13 protein-coding genes are annotated in these 21623 nt (G+C 57.1%); 6 read left to right on the top strand and 7 right to left on the bottom strand.

The window, feature by feature from the left end:
- Positions 1-96: 96 nt before the first annotated feature.
- The 4 genes from K1567_RS08830 to K1567_RS08815 form a co-directional block, all read right to left on the bottom strand.
- Complete coding sequence (locus tag K1567_RS08830) at positions 97-981, bottom strand: alpha/beta fold hydrolase (RefSeq protein ID WP_034096369.1); 885 nt, start codon at positions 979-981, stop codon at positions 97-99.
- A 304-nt stretch (positions 982-1285) separates the two neighbouring features.
- A complete protein-coding gene (locus tag K1567_RS08825) occupies positions 1286-1978 on the bottom strand; it encodes a 16S rRNA pseudouridine(516) synthase (protein ID WP_220698381.1) in 693 nt (230 codons plus the stop codon).
- Positions 1978-2190, bottom strand: a complete 213-nt coding sequence (locus K1567_RS08820; RefSeq protein WP_034096371.1) for a cysteine-rich CWC family protein — start codon at positions 2188-2190, stop codon at positions 1978-1980. Before K1567_RS08820 ends, K1567_RS08825 begins: the two co-directional genes overlap by 1 nt.
- An 84-nt stretch (positions 2191-2274) precedes the next feature.
- Entirely contained in the window at positions 2275-3897 is a 1623-nt protein-coding gene (locus K1567_RS08815) for a methyl-accepting chemotaxis protein (RefSeq protein ID WP_220698380.1), read from the bottom strand.
- Between the two features lie 316 nt (positions 3898-4213).
- On the opposite strand from K1567_RS08815, the gene K1567_RS08810 reads away from it, so the two are divergent.
- Together K1567_RS08810 and K1567_RS08805 are read left to right on the top strand one after the other, a co-directional pair.
- A complete protein-coding gene (locus K1567_RS08810) occupies positions 4214-4597 on the top strand; it encodes a hypothetical protein (RefSeq protein ID WP_034137340.1) in 384 nt (127 codons plus the stop codon).
- Between the two features lie 144 nt (positions 4598-4741).
- A complete protein-coding gene (locus K1567_RS08805; protein WP_034096374.1) occupies positions 4742-5176 on the top strand; it encodes a DUF3757 domain-containing protein in 435 nt (144 codons plus the stop codon).
- Between the two features lie 4 nt (positions 5177-5180).
- Here the strand turns inward: K1567_RS08805 and K1567_RS08800 are convergent, their stop codons facing one another.
- The gene (locus K1567_RS08800; protein WP_034096375.1) at positions 5181-6293 is read right to left on the bottom strand and encodes an enoyl-CoA hydratase/isomerase family protein; all 1113 of its coding nucleotides are present in this window, start codon (positions 6291-6293) and stop codon (positions 5181-5183) included.
- Positions 6294-6430: 137 nt separating this feature from the next.
- Between K1567_RS08800 and ung the strand changes: the two genes are divergently transcribed.
- The 4 genes from ung (at position 6431) to K1567_RS08780 (ending at position 14298) form a co-directional block, all read left to right on the top strand.
- Positions 6431-7123 (top strand): uracil-DNA glycosylase, encoded by a 693-nt coding sequence (ung, locus tag K1567_RS08795; RefSeq protein WP_220698379.1) that lies wholly within the window; start codon positions 6431-6433, stop codon positions 7121-7123.
- Between the two features lie 219 nt (positions 7124-7342).
- Entirely contained in the window at positions 7343-9307 is a 1965-nt protein-coding gene (locus tag K1567_RS08790; RefSeq protein ID WP_220698378.1) for a hypothetical protein, read from the top strand.
- 594 nt (positions 9308-9901) lie between these two features.
- A complete protein-coding gene (locus K1567_RS08785; protein ID WP_144419311.1) occupies positions 9902-11737 on the top strand; it encodes a hypothetical protein in 1836 nt (611 codons plus the stop codon).
- A gap of 377 nt (positions 11738-12114) precedes the next feature.
- Positions 12115-14298: an autotransporter outer membrane beta-barrel domain-containing protein gene (locus tag K1567_RS08780; RefSeq protein WP_080758691.1), complete on the top strand. Its 2184-nt coding sequence runs from the start codon at positions 12115-12117 to the stop codon at positions 14296-14298.
- Positions 14299-14409: 111 nt separating this feature from the next.
- On the opposite strand, the gene K1567_RS08775 is transcribed toward K1567_RS08780, so the two are convergent.
- Positions 14410-17985, bottom strand: coding sequence for a YncE family protein (locus tag K1567_RS08775; RefSeq protein ID WP_220698377.1), 3576 nt, complete (start codon positions 17983-17985; stop codon positions 14410-14412).
- A gap of 137 nt (positions 17986-18122) precedes the next feature.
- Positions 18123-21527, bottom strand: coding sequence for a YncE family protein (locus K1567_RS08770; RefSeq protein WP_220698376.1), 3405 nt, complete (start codon positions 21525-21527; stop codon positions 18123-18125).
- Positions 21528-21623 lie beyond the last annotated feature (96 nt).

Here is a 21623-nt window from a genome sequence, read left to right as displayed (position 1 = left end):
GTTGCGTGCATCTGTCGAGGTGACGAACGGCTTCTTGCCGGCTCACCATGGCGACCGCACGTGTTCGCCATGGTGAGCCGGCAAGGCCTCTGCGGTTCAGAGTGCGAACGCATGTTGCGTTTGGCCGCGGTCGTAGCGCGGCCGGTTGATACGCTGCTCCGGCTTCAAGAAACCCACCACGGCGTCACGGCTGTCCCGACACGCGGCTTTGTGTTCCATGTCCAGAAAGTGACCGGTGGCCTGGATGCTACTGAAGCTGCTGTTCTTCACATATTGACCGAATAGCCTGGCATCGTCGGCGCTGGTGTATTCGTCCCATTCGCCGTTGACGAACAGCACCGGAATGTCGATCTGCTTGGCCGCCTTGAGGTAGCACAACCGGTCGCTGTCGAGCACTTGGCTGATGTGGAAATGCATCTGCCCGTATTCATGCTCGGCCAGGCTGCTCACATGCTTGTGGTTGAACCGTTTGAACAGCGAGGGCAGATGCTTGCCGATGGTGCTGTTGACCAAGTGGCCGACACGGTCGCGGTCGAGGTTGCTCAGGTAATCGACGCCGCGTTCCAGGTAGTCGCGCATGGGCGCATTGATCACCGGTGAGAATGAGCTGATCACGGCTTTTTCCACCCGGCGCGGGCGCTGGGAGAGGGCGACCAGGGTGGCGGCGCCGCCCCAGGAAAACGACAACACATGTTCGGCGGCGAAGTGCTCGATCAGCTCCAGCAGGATATGGCCTTCGACGTCCTTTGTGAGCATATGCTCGTGGCGGTTATGGAGTTTGGAACGGCCGGCGTAGGGCTGGTCGTACAACACCACATTGAATTGCGGGTGCAGGCTCTTCACGGTTTGGGCGAAGGATGCCGTGGTGGCCATTGAGCCGTTGACCAGAATGATGGTCTTTGCAGCGGCATCCGCGCGATAGAACTCCGTGTAAACCCGATACTGACCCTGTATATCCAACACAGCGATTTCTGGCCTCATGTCGTAAGACTCCTGGCAAGCGGGTAGGGCGCGCAGAACACTCTGCACGAGCTTTGTGACAGGTAGGCATACGCCTGGAAAAGGAAGGCCCATGTCGGTCCGATTACGGCTGGCCGGCGGGTGTTGTTATGGCGGGCGGTTTGCCTGGAGGGCCCGTGGATCAAGCGCGGGCAGGGCAAGGTGGGTCTTGGAATTTATAGGCGACTCGTCAGTCATATTGCGGCTGACGGTTTGATTCAAGCAGCAGACCCGGGATGCCGCAAGGCGCTCAAATAGGTTTTTGCAGTCGCCGGCTGAATGGTCGTCAGACCTGTCTGATTTCTGCGTCGGTCAATGCCCGGTACTCGCCCGGCGCAAGGGTCGCGTCCAGCACCAGCGGGCCCATGCGCTCACGATGCAGGTCGATCACTTTATTGGCGAAATGTCCGAACATGCGTTTGACCTGGTGGTAGCGGCCCTCGACGATGCTCAACCGCGCGGTCCTCGGCCCCAGCAGCGTCAGTTCGGCGGGTTGGGTGGTGAGGTCTTCGAAGGCAAAGTACAAGCCTGCGGCGAACGTAGGCGCGTACTCGGGGCCGATGTCCTGTTGCGTCTCGACCCGGTACACCTTGGGCAACTTGGTCTGCGGTTGAGTCAGCCGGCGCGACCATTGGCCGTCATTGGTGATCACCAGCAAGCCCGTGGTGTTGAAGTCCAGCCGCCCGGCAATATGCAGCTCGCCCTTATCCGGCTCATCGAGCCAATCGAGTACGGTCGGGTGTTCAGGATCCAACGTCGCGCTCACACAGCCCCTGGGTTTGTGGAGCATGAAATAACGCGCCGGCTTGCCCGCCTGCAGCACCTCATCGTCCAGGCATACCCGGCTGAATTCGCGCACTTCATGGTGAGGATCGCTGACGGCAACGCCATCGACCCGGATCCGCCGCTCCACCAATAACAGGCGTACTTGTTTTCGATTGAAGCGCGGCAGGTTGCTGAGGAAACGATCGACACGCATCAGGATCGCTCGGCGTCGCGCAACTGTTGGTCGACCTGGGCACAGCGCGGGCACAGGCAGGCTTGGTTACGCAGGGCGTCCGGCAGGGCTTGCAGCACCGCCGGATCGATGGTGACGCTGTAGCACCAGCAGGCTTGGTCGACGCGGCGAGGGTCGGCCAGGGCGCAGTCGTTGCGAGCGCCGCAGGCGGGGCAGAGGGTGGGCGTGGTCATCGGTCGGTTCGGGCGGTATCGGGCAAGGAGCCGGTCCATTCCGGCGTGCCTTGCACGATACAGGGCCGACCTTGCCTCGGCTACTCAGAGCTGGAACTTGCTGACCAGCACATTGAACGAGGTAGCCAAGCGCGACAGGTCCTGGCTGGAGGCGTTGGTCTGGTGCGCACCGGCGGCTGTCTGAGTGGACAGGTCCTGAATGTTAAGCAGGTTGCGATCCACTTCACGGGCCACCTGGGCCTGTTCTTCCGATGCGGACGCGATGACCAGGTTGCGTTCGTTGATCTTGGCCACGCTGGCGGTAATGCGTTGCAGCGCTTGACCGGCACTTTGCGCCAGGGTCTGGGTATTGTTGGCCCAGGTCAGGCTCTTGTTCATTGCCGCCACCGCGCCGTCGGCGCCCACCTGCACTTCGCCGATCATTTTTTCGATGTCGACCGTGGAGGTCTGGGTGCGATGGGCCAATGCCCGCACCTCATCGGCAACCACCGCAAAGCCGCGACCCTGCTCACCGGCCCGCGCCGCCTCGATGGCAGCATTGAGTGCCAGCAGGTTGGTCTGGTCGGCGATGCTACGGATCACGTCGATCACCTTGCCGATCTCGCGTACCTGGTTGGCCAGGTCGACGACCGATTGCGTCGAATCGTTGATCTCCACCACCATCGACGACATGCCGGATACCGCCTGCTCCACCTGCTGGCGGCCGTCTTCGGCTTCGGCGGTGGCCTGGCGCGAGGCTTCGGAGGTGGACACGGCATTGCCGGCCACTTCGTCCACCGCGGCGGTCATCTGGTTGACGGCAGTGGCGGCCTGTTGGATTTCGTCATTCTGACGGGTCAGGCCACGGGTGCTTTCATCGGTGACCGCACTCAGTTCTTCGGCGGCCGAGGCCAGTTGATCCGAAGCATTGGCGATTTCCATCAGGGTGCTTTTCAGGCCGCCCTGCATGTCCGACAGTGCCATCAACAGTTGCCCGGCTTCGTCGGTACGTTCGGTGAGGATGGCGTGGGTCAGGTCACCGCTGGCAATGCGTTGGGCGCTCTGCACCGCTTGGGCAATGGGGCGGGTGATCAGACGGGTGATCAGCACGCCCACGGTGATGGCGATGATGAACGCCAGTACGATGCCACTGATCATCCACGTCAAGGCGCTGTTGCGCAGCTCGTCGGCGGCGATGGCGCCTTCTTTGATCTGGCGGTTGTTGGACTCGATGATCACGCGGATCAACTCGCGGGTCTGGCGGAACAGTTCGTTGTTGGTGGTGTTGAGTTCAGCCCGAGCCTGATCGATCTTGCCGCTGTCGAGCATCGCTGTAATGCGTTCGGCACTGCTGATATAGCTCGGTAGCACTTTATCCAGTTTGTCACCCGCTGCCCGTTCGTCATCTGCCAGTGGCGTTGCGCGGTAGGTGGCGTAGGCATCCTGGCTGCGCTTGAGTTCGTTGGCGATGTCTTGGCGTACGCGGTCGCGGTCTTGCTGGGACACATCGCCTTGGCTGGCGTCCATCAGGCGGTACAAGCCTCGATTGTGCGCGACGATCCCATTGAGGGTGGCGGCCGTGGTGCTCACTGATACAAGGTTGTTGGAAAACGTGAGTTCCAATGCCGTGGAGAGCCTGACCACGCCCTTGATACCCAGCAAGCCAACCCCGAGGGTGACCAGCGCACACAGTAAAAACGAAAGCAGCAGCTTGGTTGAAATTTTCATGGTTCGAATCCGGGGACGTTAGCGAAGGATGCACGCTAGAGCCTCCCTGGCTGCACGCGACATCATAGTGACATCATGGTAAAGCGAAGAGTTTCAACATCCAAAAATTAACTGAAACGTTAAAGCTCAAGATTGGATTCGAGCTGCGGAAGGGCAGCGTCCATAGGCATTTATCAGAGGCGGCCTAGGTGTATCAAGTTGTTACAGGAACGCACCAGATTCCGTTTTTGATGTCAGATATCTCGTCATTCAGTGAAAGCTGAATGCCGCCCCTCAGCGTCGCTGAAGGTGCTCTTTCGCGGTCCAGGAGGCCGCCATGTATCGACGAATGCTGCTCAGCGCTTTACTCGGTCTGACCCTTTCCGCTTGCGTGCCCTATTACGAGGGAGGCCAGAGCTACTACCGTTCCGAGGTCTATACCTCACCAGCGCCGACGTACTACTACGGGGGTGGCTCGGTGTATCAATACCGGCGTGATTACTACCCTGCGCCCCGTTACTACGCACCGGCACCGCGTTATTACTCTGCGCCGCGCTACTACCAGCCGGCCCCGCGCTATTACTCGGCGCCGCGTTACTACCCGTCCGGGCCGCGCGCCGGCTACCGGCCTTATCCCAATCAGGGCTGGGGGGATCGCGGTGGGCATGACCGTCGAGGCGACCGTGGCGACCGTGGTGGCGGACGCGGCGGTCATTGGTAAGTTTCCCACTATCGAGCGGCGCATCTAGCGCCGCTTTTTTTCGTCTGCCGTTTGTCGGAACTGTCATATTTGACAGGTATCCTTCGCGCTCCAGATGTATTTCACTCACAGGGATCAGAGTGCCGGTCAGGCATGGAGCGTCCAGTGGTTAAGCGAACAATCTGCCTGCTTGTGGTGATGATCTGCGGCGTTATGCACGCCAGCGCGAAGCAGGGGTGTCCGTACGCGTCCTCCGTTCAATTAAAAGAGGGGCGTTTCCAGGCGCGCGATGGGCAGCTTTTGTGGCAGGGGCCTAAGGTTACCCAACTGGATTTCGTCAGCGGGTTCGTGGGCGCATTGTTCATTCCTACCCAGGGGCAGGCGCGGGAAAACGGCTACGTTGAGAAGTGCATCTACCGAACCAACGGCGATCAAGTAATTGCGCTGCGCTATGGCGGCTCGGAGGAGGTCGACAGCGTGTCGCTGACCAGCAGCCTGCATTGGCGCCTGGCCAAGGATCCCTTCGGCCAGGACATCTATATCTGCGATGACAGCCAGCCCGATAATTGCTCTTTCACCATCGACCGCTCCAAGCACTGAGCTGTCAAAAGTCGGAAAGGTCTGCCAGAGGGTGCCTACCCTCCCACGCTTTGTTGAAGTGCGCCTGCACCACGGCGTCCGGGATCGTATTGATGTCCGGCCAGTGCCAATGAGGCGTCTGATCCTTGTCGATCAACCGCGCACGCACGCCTTCGGCGAATTCCGGGTGACGGCAGCAATTGAGGCTGAGGGTGTATTCCATTTGGAACACCTGGGCCAGGGACAAATGCCGCGCGCGCTGGATCTGCTCCCACACCAAGTGCGCCGTCAGCGGGCAACCTTCACTCAATGTTTTGCCCGCGCGGTTGAACAGCGGGTCGGCATGCTCGCGCAAAGCACTCAAGGCCCGCCACGCACAGCGCACATCGCCCACGTCCAGCCAAGCGTCGATCTGCGCGCGCCGCGGCAGCCATTGCGCGTCGGGTTGCTGGTCGTGCGCCTCCTGGGCCAGGGCCTTGAGCAGGCTGTTGAGCTGCATCGCGGTCTGTTCCTGCCAATTCAATTGCAATAGGCCCTGGAGCAGCTGGTCTTGCTGGTCGTCCCGTAGGAAACGGTCGGCCAGCCCCAGGTCCAGTGCGTCACGCCCATTGATATGCGCTCCGGTCAGGCCCAGAAACAAACCGAGTTTGCCCGGCAGGCGCGACAGGAACCAACTGGCCCCCACGTCCGGGTACAGGCCGATGCTGATTTCCGGCATGGCCAGCCGGCTGCTGGGCGTGACGATGCGCACCGCCGCGCTTTGCAGCAGGCCCATGCCGCCGCCCAGCACATAACCGTGACCCCAGCAGATCAGCGGTTTGGGGTAGGTGTGCAAACGGTAATCGAGTCGATATTCGGCGGCAAAAAACTGCGCGCCCAGGGCGGGTACTTCGCCCGGGTGCTCAAGGCACGCCTGGGCCAGGCTGCGTACCTCGCCACCGGCACAGAACGCCTTGGCGCCATTGCCGCGCAGCAACACGCAGACGATTTGCGGGTCTTTGGCCCAGGCCTCCAGGCGGTCGCCGAGGGCCAGGATCATCGGCAGGGAGAGGGCGTTGAGCGACTTTTCAGCGTCCAGGCTGGCGATGCCGATACGGGCACCGCCGCTGCCGGTGAGTTCTTCGAAGTGCAGATTCATCGTGACCTCAATCGAGAAAGTGAAAAATCAGTATGATCCTTTGGTGGGAAAGTGCCGGTGGTGTGTCAGATCAATTGACAAGCGGGGGCGGCTTTCCTACGGTTCGCCTCATTCTTTTTTTACAAGACACTTCAACGATGACCGACGGCGACCGCATCAAACTCGAACCCAGCTGGAAACATGCCCTACGCGATGAGTTCGACAAGCCCTACATGGCCCTACTGCGCGAATTCCTGCGTCAGGAGCATGCCGCCGGTAAAGAGATCTACCCGCCTGGCCCGCTGATTTTCAACGCCCTCAACTCCACGCCGCTGGACAAAGTAAAAGTGGTAATTCTCGGCCAAGACCCTTACCACGGCCCCGGCCAGGCCCATGGCCTGTGCTTCTCGGTGCAGCCGGGGGTGCCGGCGCCGCCGTCGCTGGTCAATATCTATAAAGAACTCAAGCGCGACCTGAACATCGACATTCCCAACCACGGCTACCTACAGAGCTGGGCCGAGCAGGGCGTGCTGATGCTCAACACCACCATGACGGTGGAGCGCGCCAACGCCAACGCCCATGCCGGCAAGGGTTGGCAGTTCTTTACCGACCGGATTATCGAAGTGGTCAGCGAGCACCAGCCGCACTTGGTGTTTCTGCTGTGGGGCGCCCACGCCCAGAGCAAGCAGAAGCTGATCGATGCCACCAAGCATCTGGTGCTGACATCGGTGCATCCGTCGCCGCTGTCGGCGTATCGCGGGTTTATTGGTTGTGGGCATTTCAGTCGCGCTAACAAGTTCCTTGAGCAGAACGGCGAAACCCCAATTGAGTGGCGGTTGCCGCCTGTCTGAGTACGCCGCCCGGCTTAACCATGCGCCTCGCGTAACTCGAAGCTTGCGTGATGACCTGCGGCCTCTTGATGTGTATGCATCAAGGGGTACCTGTTATTCCTGACAGTATCCGACCTTCTTGTATCAGCATTAAATAATCTCCCTGGCCTCGTCGGTCTGGTACATGCCAGCACGCTTGTCAGTGGTCAATCATTGGTTCAATGCTTGAGGAGAGTAGAAATGTCTAATTCTAAAGTTTCTTCAAATGCGGAGGCGATGGGCTCAAAAAATGTCGACGTGTCCGGGCGCAAGCGCTCGGGTTCCGCCAAGACCCTCCAGATGCCAACAGTGCCTGAAGCGTTGCCATTACTGCCGGACGAGGCGGCTTGGACGATTCACTCGAACCTCCAGAATCAACCGTTGGCGGTGACGATCGAAGACGTATGGCCAGTCCACTATTCTCACGTCGCCATGACTACAACGGTTGTATATTTTTGGCAGAACCTTGAAGTTCATCGCCGTGAAATCGTGGGGCCTTACGATCCCAATGCTGTGTTTCCTTTGGTTGAGTACTTGCCGGCAAGCGTGTTAAGTACTGGCGGTATACGCCAGCTCAGATATCAGGTGAGTGCGCCGTTGCTAACGACGACTTCCTCGTTTATCACAATGATCAACGTCGACAAGACTGAACCCAATAATAATAATCCAGGTCCGGAGTTGATTTTTGGCCCTGAAGTGGCAGATGGCATTGTCACCGACGATGAACTGGTGGCAAACAACGGTATAGGGGCAGAAGTCGAGCGTTGGACGGATATTCGCCTTGAAGATGAGGTCGAGTTCTTTTGGGGAGCGGTAGCCAACGTCAATTTTGTGGGTAAGCTGATCATCGGGCCAAATCATGTGGCGGGTGCGCCGATTCTGATCCATTTCCCTGAAGACTTTATTCGTAAGAGTGGGCCAGGCCTCAGGTCCGCCTCTTATCGGCTGATCGACCGTGCAGGTAATATCGGCCCGTTCTCCGCGCCCACCGAAATTGAAGTCAGCACCATAATGTTGCCGGATCTTCCCCGTGCTGAAGTGCCCCTGGGTGAAGACGACGGCCTTATAAACCTGGACGATGCTCGTACAGGCGTTATTGTCGAAATCGAACAAATTTTCGGGGCGCAGCCGAACGACACACTCGTCATTTGGTGGAATACCCATACGCTTGCCGTCGTGACAATTGGGGTGGCCCACGCCTGGCCCATCCGTGTACCTGTGAAGTGGGAGATCCTTTCAGCCGAGGGGTTTGAGCAGGCGATTCCCGTGCGGGTGCGTTATCTGTTTCAACGCGGCAGCGCGTCGAAGCCATCGCCTGATAGCTTTTACATTCTGGACTTCAGTGTGGCCGGACCAGACCCGCAAGGACCTGATCCGATCAATACCCAATTGCCTTTGGTCGTCGTAAAGGGAGTTACAGGGGATGATGTTGTCACCCAGGCGGACGCCCCGGGTCCTGTTCGCGTCGAGGTGAGACTATGGAACGGTGACGTAATACCTGGGCAAAAGTTGGAACTGTTCTGGGGCGGAGAGGCTGCGCTGGCGGACGAATATGAGATTCAGCCCGGTGACCTTCCCGGTCAAACCGTGGTTTTTTGGGTGCCTTGGCTTTTGATCATGCGAGCAGCGTCAGGACAAGTACCGGTGTATTACTGGACGGATAACGCTGTCAATCGCCAGCGCAGTCCTGACAAATTGGTGCGAGTGGAGCTTGATACACTCAAGGGCCTGGTGAGGCCTGTATTGCTGAATGACAGCGACCGCAATTTCGTTGCTTGTGATACCCATCCGGAACCCTGGACAGGCGTGTTCATAGGTATACCGTGGGATGCTACCCACTTTGAGGTCGGTGACCGGCTTGAAGTGTATTGGAGTAGCCACCGCACAAAAGATGGTAGCGGAGATCCTTTCCCAGGTACGAGTGTTACGTTCCATGTTGAGTTGTCTGATGCTCACAGAGATCTTCAGCAGGTTGAGGTACAGATACAACCCTTCAATCCGCTGTTTACCCTTCCTGGGCTGGTCGCGGATTGGGGTTCGGGTGTTGTCTTCTATCGGTTATTCAAAGCGTCCGGGCCAACGGGTCTGTCGGCCAAGAAGCTCATTTACATTGATCTGAAAAGGCCAGGTGGTGGCACTTGCCTCGGGCCTACTCAGAGTGAGTGAAAACTGAAAAAAGCGCTCACGCCTGATGCCGATCAATCAAACCCTCTCGCTTGACCCTGGGCGCAAGAAATCGAAATCCGATGCCTGTACTGGCATCGGATTTTTTGCGTCTTGCGCGAGCACTGGAACTGACCCACGACATTGCTTGCACCCGATTTACTCTAGTCGTTGGATACCTTGCTCGATCACTCTTCGGGGGAGCAGCAGCTTGAACTGGCCGGCATGGTGGCACCGCGCAAGCGGCGTTTACCGCTGACAGTGTGCTGCCGGCCCAACGCCTGTCATGGGCCTAATACGCCACGTTTCCAGCGTGTGAGTCCTATAGGAATACCCCCAGTTTCCGCATCTTTACCTGTCAAGGTTGACAGGTGCGCGCCTGGCACAGGGGGGGTTAAATAGACTCGTCACTCGGTCCAGTTAGATGTCTGGAAGCGAGCCATTCTCTATTCCATGTGAGAGTAAGCAGCCATGACAAAACCCAATAACTCCCGAGCGCTTGGATCAACCTCCACGAGCAAAAAAAAACTGACGATAGCACCGAACTCTCCGTTGTTGGTGCGGCCGCCATGGGCTCGAACCCCTCGCGGACCGCGGGTGCTGGATGCGCTACATGTGGTGAATGCATTGCCCGACGTGGCGGACGGGCAAACGAATCTAATGGACATCGCGGAGTTGTACGCTGAAGGCGTTATATGTGAAATCGCAAGGTGGAACGAAATCCTGCCTGTTGGCGACGACGAATTGGAAATTCGTATTAATAATGTCCTTTATGGCTCTCGAATTCCTTTCAGTAAGCCGTTGTCTGCGCACACCTGGCCCTACCGCTTCTCGATACCGGAAGACAAGATCGGCGAACACGGGCTGAAAAGCCTACGCTATGAAGTATTTACCTCCAGCGGTACGACGGATGGCCCTGCTCTTCCTACCTCAGTGACCATTGACCGCCGAGACGCTAATGCCGGTCTTAGGCCAGGCGCGGTGACGTTACCGGGTTGGGTGGGCCACTATGTGACGTTACAGGATGTGGACGATAACGGCGGTAGCCTGACTTTCCAGGTACCGCGTCGCTTGGACCCACAAGTTGGCGACAAACTGGAGATCTTCACAAAGTTTCCCAGTGATACGCCCATACTGACTTTGGAAAATCTACCGCGTACCACTGCGCCGATACAGGTCAGTCTGACCACCGCTCAGCTTGCTGCGGATGGGGGGGGGCTAAAACAGATCAACTTTGTTTACACCGATCGTGCCGGTAACCAAACCAGCTACCCGAGCGCTATGCGAGAGTTCACATTGGTGACGCGCGCCCTCCCCGCTAACCTGCGAGACCCAGAGTGCCCTGCAGCACCGCTCGACCTGACCGACGCTCAATTGAATCGTGCTGAGATCTGGATCCGCAAATACGACAATGCGCAGGCTGGAGACCAGGTTTTTATCGAATTCAACAGTTTTTTGATCGTGGGTACTGTAGATCTGAGCTGGCCGCTTAAGGTAAAAATTCCTTGGGAGGACCTTAGGGATGGAGGTCTCACCGCACCCTACGTGGCAGACGTGTTCTACAACATTCATAGCGGCGGATTAATTGTCGGCCCTTCGGGAACCATCACGGTGGATGTGGACTTGACCTCGGCGGGCGGGCGGCCTGAAGACCCGGGTCCTGTTAATCCCGAGCTGGGTCCAGTGACAGTGACTTCATCCGGGGGCCTGACCAATGAAATCGGCCCTGGCGACTTCGGCGACGCTACCGCCCGGTTTGCGCGCTATACAGGGGCTACGGCGGGGCACCTTATTCAGCTGTGGTGGAAAGGCATCCCTTGTTTCGACCCGCCTTACCTAGTCACTGTGGCAGATGAGACTAATCCCGAGTTCATGCTTACGGTGCCTGCGGAGGTGATCAAGCAGGCAGGCAACGGAGACATTCCCACTTGGTACACACTCAATAACGGGGTGAACGATAACTTCGTCGATTCAGTGGAAACCCTTGTGCATGTCCGCGCGTTTGCCGTAGATAACCTGAATGGCATCGAGTACCCGGACGCGCTGGCCTTCGACGATTTGTTTGCGCTTACCTGCGACCAGGACATTGTTGGTGGGATCAAAACCGTAATCAGAGACCCTGCGAACTTGCAGGCGGGCGATCAGATAACGCTTCATTGGGTTGTTTATGGTCCGGATGATTTCTACTCCGCCGAGAAAACGGTGGATCTGCCTTTCCCTCCCGTGACGGTTAGCCACGACCACACTGATCCGGGCCATCCTGGCGAGCGTTTTACAGTACCGTTCCCGGTCTATATCCAGCCTGTCGTGAGCGGGCGTATTGAAGCTTACTATCACGTACTAAAAGCGGATGGCGTAACTGAAGGCGATTCACCCGTCACCTTTGTGCTGATGACTCGGCGTCAGACAGGTAATACCATCTGTGGTAACTGATGTAACGCGTTGAGGAGCCTTGTCCGCTACCTGGCGGCGAAAGCCTTTAGGTAGCGGTTCTTCGCGTGTGATCCACGCACGAAATTGCCCATTTGTGTGGACGCGGCTGATAGCGTGGTTTCGTGAGATGAAATTGAAGTATTGATCGCGCGCGCTTAGCTAGAGCGAGATTAAGAATAATCCTACGCGACCTTAGACTTGCCTTACATGAAGTTCCTCTTCGGCTCCGTACTCTAGGCCCCCACTGAAAGCCCAGGGCGATAAGCCTTTAATCGCTTGGCTTGTTCAGTCACCCGACTAGAGGTTAATTCTCCGTGACTCATATTAAATTTTTTACTCCAACTCGACTCGCTACTGCTATCAAGTTTTTGGCATTGATGCCATTGTCGCTCGCCGCCACAAAAGCGCTTGCTCTGGAAGTCTTTCCAGGCCATGAACTGACCATCGATGCCAGTTCGCCGTTAGACCGCTATAAGTTGAGCGGTGATGCAAAACTTATTTCCAATGGCGCCACGATCGTCAGTGTCCTTGCCAACGAATCGACCTTCGAAATGAATGGCGGTCGGGTACAGGCCGGCAATGAAGTGGGCGTTTCACTTTATGACAGTTATGCGAGCATCCGTGATGCGCATATTTCCAGTGACCGTTCTATCGGATTGATCGTGGGGAGCCAAGGTGCCCAGGGGTCGACGGCCGATGTTTTCAATACCCTGATCGAGGGCGCCACCCAAGGCGTTATCTTGAATGGCGCCAGCGTACTGACTTTGAATAACAGTGAGGTCATAGGCGGCGAGCAAGGCCTGTTGGCCGTTGATGGGAACTTGAACGCGAATCAGAGCCGCATCACTGGCGCCACCAATGGTATTGAAGTCTATCGGCACCCGACTGCACCGAACCCGGCGTCCTTTACGTTCAACCAGACGGCTGTGGTTGGCGAGAGCGGCGCGGCTATTGTGGTGAAGTCTCCTGGCGTGGTCGAGATCGATGTCAATAACGGCTCCACCCTGCAGGGTGGGAATGGCAACATGCTGGAATTGACGAATGGCGGTTCGGCCAACATGCGCGTCAACAGCAGCGCCCTGGCCGGCAACGTTCAAGTCGGCACCGGCAGCGCACTGGACCTGAACCTGGACAGCGCCACCATGCACGGCGATGTGATCAACAGCGGCGGCACCGCCAGCGTCGGTCTCAACAACGGCTCGATCCTGACCGGCCGCCTGGAGAACGTCGATAAGCTGGCAATCAACAGCGATGCCACCTGGGTGATGGTCGATCACCAGCAGGTAGGCGACCTCTCCATGAGCGGCGGCAACGTCAAGTTCGGTGAGTCCGGCACGTTCTACCAATTGGACGTCGCTAACCTGTCGGGCAACGGCACGTTCCATATGACCGCGGATTTCTCCACGTTGACTGGCGATTTCCTCAACGTTACGGGCACTTCCTCGGGTGAGCACAAACTGCTGATCGCCAGCAGCGGTGCCGACCCGCTTAGCGCTGATCGTCTGCACGTGGTTCACACGGCGGACGGCGGTGCCCAGTTCAGTTTGCTCGGTGATCGTGTGGATGTCGGTACGTATTCCTACAGCCTGATCAACGAAAACGAAGGCAAGGATTGGCTGCTCGACCCGGAGAGCAAAGTGATCAGCCCAAGCACCAACTCCGTATTGGCGTTGTTCAACGCTGCACCGAGCGTGCTGTTGGGTGAGACGACTACGCTGCGTACCCGTATGGGTGAGTTGCGTTTCAGCCAAGGCCAATCTGCGGGGCTGTGGACGCGCGCTTATGGCAATCGGTATGAGGTGTCCAACGACAAGACTGGCCTGGGGTATAACCAGTCGCAACGCGGTTTCTCCATCGGTGTAGACGCGCCTGTCGAAGCGGGCGACGGCCAGTGGATTATCGGTGGGATGGTCGGTCACAGTAACTCGAACCTGGATCTGAACCGTGGCAGCAGCGCCACGATTAACAGCTACTACGTGGGCGGTTACGCCACCTGGCTGGATGCCGAAAGTGGTTTCTACTTCGACGGTGTGCTCAAGTTCAACCGCTTGCACAACGAGTCGAACGTGGCCATGAGCGACGGTAAGAAAGCCAAGGGTAACTACACGCAGAACGCAGTGGGCGCCTCGGCGGAAGTGGGTCGGCACATCAAGCTGGCTGACGATTACTTCGTCGAGCCTTACGGCAAGCTGGATGCGGTGATTACCCAGGCCCAGAGTTATACGCTGGACAACGGCCTGGATGCCAAGGGTGACCGGTCGAGCACAGTGATCGGTGAGCTGGGCACCACCGTCGGACGGACGATCCAACTGGAAAGCGGCAGCGTGTTGCAGCCGTACCTGAAGGCGGCGATAGCCCATGAGTTCGATCAGAGCAACCAGGTGTCCGTTAACAATAACGCGTTCAACAATGACCTGTCGGGTTCGCGTTTCAAGGTAGGTGCGGGTGTCGCGATGTCCGTGTCGCAGAACCTGAAGTTGCATGCGGATCTGGAGCACAGCACCGGCAAGAACATCAAGCAGCCTTATGGTGTGAATGTGGGCCTGCGTTACGATTTCTGAGCAGGTAAAACCAACGCCGGATGTCATGCAGTTTGCCGGCACAATAAAAAACCCGCCTCGAAAGAGGCGGGTTTTTTTTAACAATTACGTTAACAGCGTGGGATATAACACTTACAGGCTGACCACGATGATATTGGCATTTCCAGAGTTGGCCACATAAGCACGGCTGCCATCAGAGGTAATAACAATCTCTTTAGGTCGGTCCAGTGGGTAGCTACTGGTATTGATTTCTCCAGTGATGGATTGGGTGGACGTATCGATGATTTTTATCGAGTTTTCTCCATGTAAACACATGTAGGCTTTTGTGCCGTCTGGCGCAAATGCAATGCCCCAAGGATAGCCGAGGTTGTCAATTCTCTTGATAAGTGTTACGGGGACGGTCGCAGCGGACAACATCATCAAATACCCATCCGTCGCATACGAACCGGCGTTGGTTGCGTAAATAACGTCGGCAGTGGGGCTATAGGCTAATCCAAAGTTTCTTCCTGAGCCACGAGGAACAGTAAATGAGCCTATTATGGTGCCTGAAGCCTGATCGAATGTTCTTATATGATAGCCATTTGTATAAATTCGAGTGCCTGAATGATTGAAGGCAATTGCTTGTGTATAGTAACTGCCGCCATTAAGCCATCTCACATACTTGTTAGTCGAAGTGTCTATTTCTTGGAGACCTCCATAATATTCGTTTCCACTGTAAAGGCGGGATCCTGTTGGGTTTAAGCGTAGAGCTGAGTTGTATGGGAAACCAGCAGACGAGATCGTCGCTATTGTCTGAAAATGCGTGGTTTCAATAACCAGCGTCGAGGTACTCAGTAAGCTGACGTACAGATTCCGGCCATTCGGGCTAACCGCTATACCCGAAAGCGCCCCCGTTCCAGTCACTTGGAGCGTACGAATCACTTCCCCCTTGTCGGTGTCGATCACTGAAATCGTTCTGTCACCCACATTGGTCACATAGAGTCTCGAGTCGTCCTTGGACAGAGCAAGGTGACTAGGGGTATGCCCTACTTGAATCTCGCCTTCCACGACCCCCGATGCTTTTTTGATCCTGTACACCGGTGACCGGCTAAAGTGCTGAGCCGTCGATTCGTTCCCGCTGCCATCGAGCGATACCCGCGCCTGAATCGTCACTGTGCTGTTATCGGGCAGTGACCTGAGGTAGCTGGCAGGGATCAGATCGAGGGTACGTCCGGCCGTGAATTCAGCGGATGTGACGGGCATTGAAACGCGAAGCGCAAGGTCGGTGGAACTCAATATATCAATCCACAGCAATTGCGAGGCCCGGAAAAACGGCCACCGGTTAATTCGCACATGGTTGGCAACACTGGGGTTGATTGCCCCGCCTACTGTTTCGGGAATAGTGACCAAATCAAGTAACGAGTCCGGTAGCGCTAAAACCTCCACGGTAAGATTCGGCGAGCTAGTCGTCCCAGAGGCTTCCATAAGTTGGTACGACACGTTGAACTCACCACCCAAGTAAGCCGCGACAAAGTCGCTCGATAAGTTGAAGCGCGTGTAGGTTTCACCCGGTTCGGGTATGGAGGGCCGTGCGGGGATGTCTGGAGTACCGACCCCCGGTTTACCGGTGATAATGATTTTAATGTCTGCGTCGTTCGGAAAGGTGTTCGACGTCACGCGGACTTCCAAGGAAGGTGGGCTGGGTGCAATCACATGCACAGGGTTGAGTTCAACCCGGGTTTCCGAGATATACGTGGCTTGCACCACACTGGGTAAAGGTAAGATACGCGGTCCGCCAATCGCAATGATCAGTTCCAGGGAAAACTGAGTGGGCCCTGGCATTACTGGCTTGAGTTCGTAATACAAATGCGCCGTGCCGCCCTCGTTGTTCAGTACAACGGTGCGACCAATGGTGAAGGGGATTTCGGCATCCTCCCAGTTTTCGTCTATTCGGAACCATGGGCTCGTGTAACTACCACCCGGTTTCGAACCGATGAATATGACTCTGATCTCCGTGCCCGCGACGATAGACGGATGCGGTTGTACCCTGACGTTCAAATTACCTTTGTGGATCAAAGGGTTGAATCTAAAGTCGGGTGGTACTGCCTGCAGTGTCGTAGGCGCCGGCAGTTTATTTTGAGTCTTGCCAACATAGATGATCGCTACGTCTGACGGTGGCCTTGGAATACCGCCGTTAATGATGTAATGAGCCTTGAAATAGCCTCCGTAGAGGGCGAAGAAGAACGCGCCATCCAAGATGAAATCAATATCGCCCGTGCCGGCGACGTCCGTGTAGGTCGCATAAGTAGGGGCACCACTGGCTGGAAACCCCACCACCACCAGCTCAACCCTATCTTGCGAGTTTTGCCCCATGTAGTGCGGGACTACGATATGCACCGGGTCGGTATTTTCGGGCAACACTCCGTTGATCAGACCCTGCACCTCTGGAGGCGGCAACTGTGTACCGGTGGGGTTGCCGAAAATGTAGTAAAGCGCGGCTGAGGAGTTACGGTCGGGTGTGCCTGGGCGAATCCGTTTGTAGGTGATCAGAATCAGACCATCGACCAGGGGTAAGAGGAAAGAAAGGGGCAGGGGGATATATGCCCTGATCAGGTTGGTATTCGTTACCGTATAGCGCAGCACGATTGAGCTGGATATGGCATGAACAAGCCCATAGACGGTCAGGACGACCACATCGTTGATGTTGTAGCCGTTGAAGCGTATCGGCACTTCGATGGTCGCGTCACCTATGAGATCCGGCACATTGATGACGTCCTTATCGATTTCCGGGTCGTAGTGCGATTCAAGGACATGCACCATTGGCAGCAGCGGTTCCACACCGTTCCCGGCCCGAAGTTCGATCAATCTGGACGGTGAGAAGCCGGGGGAGTGATTGCCTGCCTTATCGACGACGTACCACTGGACCAGATGCACGCCATTGGGCAGTTGGCTCCAGGTCCCATGGTAAGCCACGATCCGTATTGGCTCATTGCCGGAAGCCTCGAAAGACGTGACGGTGTGCTTGATAATTACGCCGCCGATACTGACGTGAATGACATCGTTCTCTTTACGGCTATGGACGGGAGATTCGTTGGTATTCAAAGGGTAATTGGCGATCAGCATCGACACGCCGAGGCCTATCTGCTCATCGGTAACGAACCCAAAGTTTTCGATTTGGGGATCCTCAAACGTGACAGGGCTCATGTTGTCGTTGTAAGGCGTACTGGGGATCGGGTCCCTGCCCACAGGGGGCTCACGGTCTGCGAGAAAATTGAACACTTTGCTGCTTTCGACAGCGCCGCCCGTGCGCTTAACAAAGGCTTGCACGGTGTTGTTCGCTTGGTCGATAAAACGACCGCTGTCCATGAACAGGACAGTGATCTGGTCGTTATCTATTTCTTCTTGGCTAACGGTGTGAATAGGTCCCCGTACGCCATTGATCTCCAGCCAGATAAAGTCATCCGCCTCCCTTTCCAGGTACCCCGGAAGCAGACAGATAACCCCCTTCGTGTGGACCACCAACGCCGCTTTGTTGAGCGCGGCATCGTGACCGGCAACGGGTTTTGTTTCAGTGGGAAAGATAATCACCAAGTCGCTGAACGGTTTGAGTTCGCCGGGAAACAATCTACGGGGTAAAAGCCCGCTAGGTGGCTTGGGGACGCAATGGGAGATGATTGCAGGTAGGTTAGTACCGTCTGAGCGGGTCTCAGCATTCTGATCCAAGGTCATGATCGTCAGCCTCTTGGGGTTGGTCGGTGCGGACACCCCACCCTCAAGGCAGGGCGCGTCGAGAATCATTGAGCGCCGAGCACAACGAGCTGCCTAGCTGTGAGAAATGACAGTCACGACCAACGGTCATTCGTCCGCTATAACACCACCAAGGACACAGAATCGCCGCCGATATTTGCCACATAGCCATGGGAGCCGTCTGGAGCCACCACCACTGCGCGTGGCTTGTTGAAGCCGGCGTATGTGCCGATCAACTGCCGCGAGCGCGTGTCGATAATGCCCAGTAGGTCGCCGTCGGTCTGCGACACGTAGGCACGGTCGCGACCGCGTTCAAAGGCGATATGCAAGGGCCCAGATAACCCTGTCAGTCGCTGGGGGATGCCGTGATTCACGGTATTGCCGATCGTGACGCTGCCGCCTGTCCGGCTGACGATGTAGACCTCCGCCCCCCTGGGATTGTGGGCAATTGCACTGGGCGCCGAAGGGGTGTCGACGCTATCGATCAGGGTGTTGGTGTGCAGATTGAGAATCGACCAGTCAAAAAATGTAGCCACATGTGCGCGGTTGTTATCGGGGCTGATGACCACGTCAATCGGCTCGCGTACTGGAATCGAGGACAGGCGTTGATGGTTGGTGGTGTTGATCACCACCAGCTGTGATGCGCCTGTATCCGCCACATACAAGCGGGAACCGTTGGCGTTGAAGGTGATACCGGCGACGGTTGTAAACCCGGTGATCGTATCGATCAGGGCGTAATCCTGTGTGTTGTAAACGCGAATAGGCGTGTTGACCGCCACGCTGTTGTCCGTCACGTACAATCTTGGAGCGGTTGGATTGATCGCGATGTGCAAGGGCGTCCCTGGCACTGCGAAGTGGTGAATGACGCGGTTGCGCAGTGTGTCGATTATCCAGATAGACGTGTCGCCAAACGCGCAGGCGACATACAGCAATTCTCCGTTCGGGCTCAGCACCATGGCGTTCGGCGCACGACCCACCGTAATAGTTGCAAAAACGCCGACGGTATTGGTGATCCTGTAGTGAGCGGTACGCAAGCGGATGGCCGAGGTCTTGTTGGCACTGCCGTTGAGCGATACCCGTACTTCAATCGTCAAGGTGCTTTGAGTCGGCAACGAACGCAGGTAATCGGCGGGTATCGTGACCTCCACGCGGCCGGCGCTGAATTGCGCGGCGGTCAGTGGTACGGCATCAAGCAGGGCAAGATTGGCTGCGCCCTTGAGATCGACCCATATCGCCTGCCCGACGCTTATGAACGGCCATGCAAGAATCAGCACGCTATTAAGCATGTTGGCTCTTACGATGCCGTTCGATGCCTGAGGCACAGTGACCAGATCCAGCACCTGCTCTTGGAACGGGTCGATGGTCAAGGTTAATAGCTGGGAGGCGGTGTCGGCACCGGCGCGGGTGACGATGGAGGACAACACAGCTTTTCGGCCCAGATTGGCGGAGATCACTTTGTTACTCAGGATGAAATCCACATAGCCCTTCGCGGGGTCGCCTGGTCGCGCAGCAATGGTGGGCGTTCCTTGCCCGTGAGTGCCAACGAAACTCGGTTGAATATCGTCGCTGGCCAGCATCGGTGTGTAGCTTACTCGCAGTGTGCATATCGGCGGGTTCAGAACGTGTTGCGGGTTGAGCCTGGCGCTGTTCAATCCCGTGACTGTGCTCTCCAGCACCAGTGGCACCGGCAATTGCAGGCGACTGCCGACGGTGATCACCAGTGCCTTGGAGTAGCGGGTGCGCTGGCCCGGTTTTTCTACCCGATAATAAATGCGAGCCGAACCGTTGAGGTTGGCGAGAATGAACTGTCGTTGGATGACAAACGCCAACTCCTGCCCGACCCACGGTGGGGTGATGAGAAATGCATCGGGTGGGGCGCTGCCGCCGACTGCACTGCCTTCGCAATACAGAGTTACCGTGGCGTCTACAACGAAAGCAGCGTTAGCCGGGACTCTCACATCGGCATTGCCCAGGGATACGTCGGGGTCGAAGGTGAAACCGGGGGCAGGCGCTTGCAGTACTTCAGGCTGGGCCAGTGCGTCCAAGGGGTCGCCAATGCGCAATGACAAAATGTCAGAGGGGGGCCGTTGGCCGATATGGTTGATGAAGTAGTAGAGCATCAGTTCGCCGCCATCCAGTTGGCGGATGTCGCCGTCAGCGCTGTTGGGCAGTTCGAATACGATGCTGTCCTCGCCCGCCACTGCGACATACTCCCGATAGAATCGGTGGCCGTAGACGTTAGTGCCCTCTAATACCAACGTGACGCAATCAAACTGCTTTTGCCCCGTGTAGCTCGTGATCGTGACGATTACCGGGTCGGTCAAGGGGGGCAGGACGCCGCCGCTGGCGGCCGGCACTTGCGGCGCCGCAAGAGCGGTTTGCTCGGGGGTTCCCGTGACTCGGACGAAGGCGTTTTCAGAGGGCACGTTGGCCTGACCTGCGCGAACCCGTTCATAACTGAGTTCGATCATGGCGCCGATAAGCGCGCGTACATCGGCATTGGGCCACGGGACGTCGGTGAAGGTGGGTGTCGTCGACGTGATACTGACGGTGTAGGTTTTATCAACGTCGCCGCCGTCCAGCGCGCGCCCTCGAAGGGTCAGTCGAGCTTCGTCGCCCAATGCCCAGCCTTTGCCAGCAACAGCGAACCTGAGGGTTGCGTCTTTGCCTAGCAAGGCGTCCGCATCCAGCGTTCCTGTAGGTGCCTCGACAACGTGGGCAGGGTCCAGCAGGCGTTCGTTGGGATTAAGCCGCACTTCAATCAGTTGCGTCGGCGAGCGGCCCGGCGCGTGGTTGCCTACTTCATCGATGACATCGTAGGCGCAGGTCTGGTAGCCGCTGCCGATCTGCAGCCATGTGCCGTAATAAACCATGATTGAAATCGGCAGTGTGCTGCTGGCTTCGTTCTCGGTCACGGAATGCTCAATGATTTGCCCACCGATAATCAGGCGAATGCGATCACGAACCGCTCGGTGAGTAGTGGAAGGGCGGGTGAGGTGGGAGGGATAAAAGGGAATTCTCACCGCGACCCCGCGTTGGGCTGCGGCTGAATCGATCAAAAAATGTGCAGGTTGAGGGCGTGGCAGTTGTTCATTTACCCACGGCGGCTGTTGAATAAGGTCGTTGCCGGTTGGCGCTACGGTGTCGATCTTGAGAGTCAGGCGCTGGGTTTCTTCTGCACGCTGATCAGGGTGCGTCACCCGAAAAAACACAGGTCCTACCGCGCCCTCATCCAGTCGCGCCATGGATATGTGCAGGCTGATCGACTTCCCATCGCGCGCCTCCTCCTTGCTGACGTTATGGTGATCGATCGGTACCAGCAAGTCGCCGCAGAACAGTTGGATAAGATCGCCTTCTACCTGACCGGCGTAGGTGCGCAAGATGCAAATCAGGCCGGGGCTGCCATGGTTCTCCAGCAACAGTTTGTACACGCCACCGGAGAAGCCCGCGACTGGCGTCGTCAGGCCAGGAATATTGGGGGCTAGTTGCCCAACGCTAGGGCGCGCGGTCGGAACCGGAGTCATGCTTGACACCTCGTGCGGATGCTCGAATCACATGCGGATTGAACGCCGAACGAGGCAGCTAGGCTAACTGTGAGAAAAGACAGTTGCGACAGACGG

It is taken from the genome of Pseudomonas sp. S5F11, assembly GCF_019641515.1.
Taxonomy (GTDB): Bacteria; Pseudomonadota; Gammaproteobacteria; order Pseudomonadales; family Pseudomonadaceae; genus Aquipseudomonas; species Aquipseudomonas rhodesiae.
This window is presented reverse-complemented; position numbering and strand designations above follow the sequence as displayed.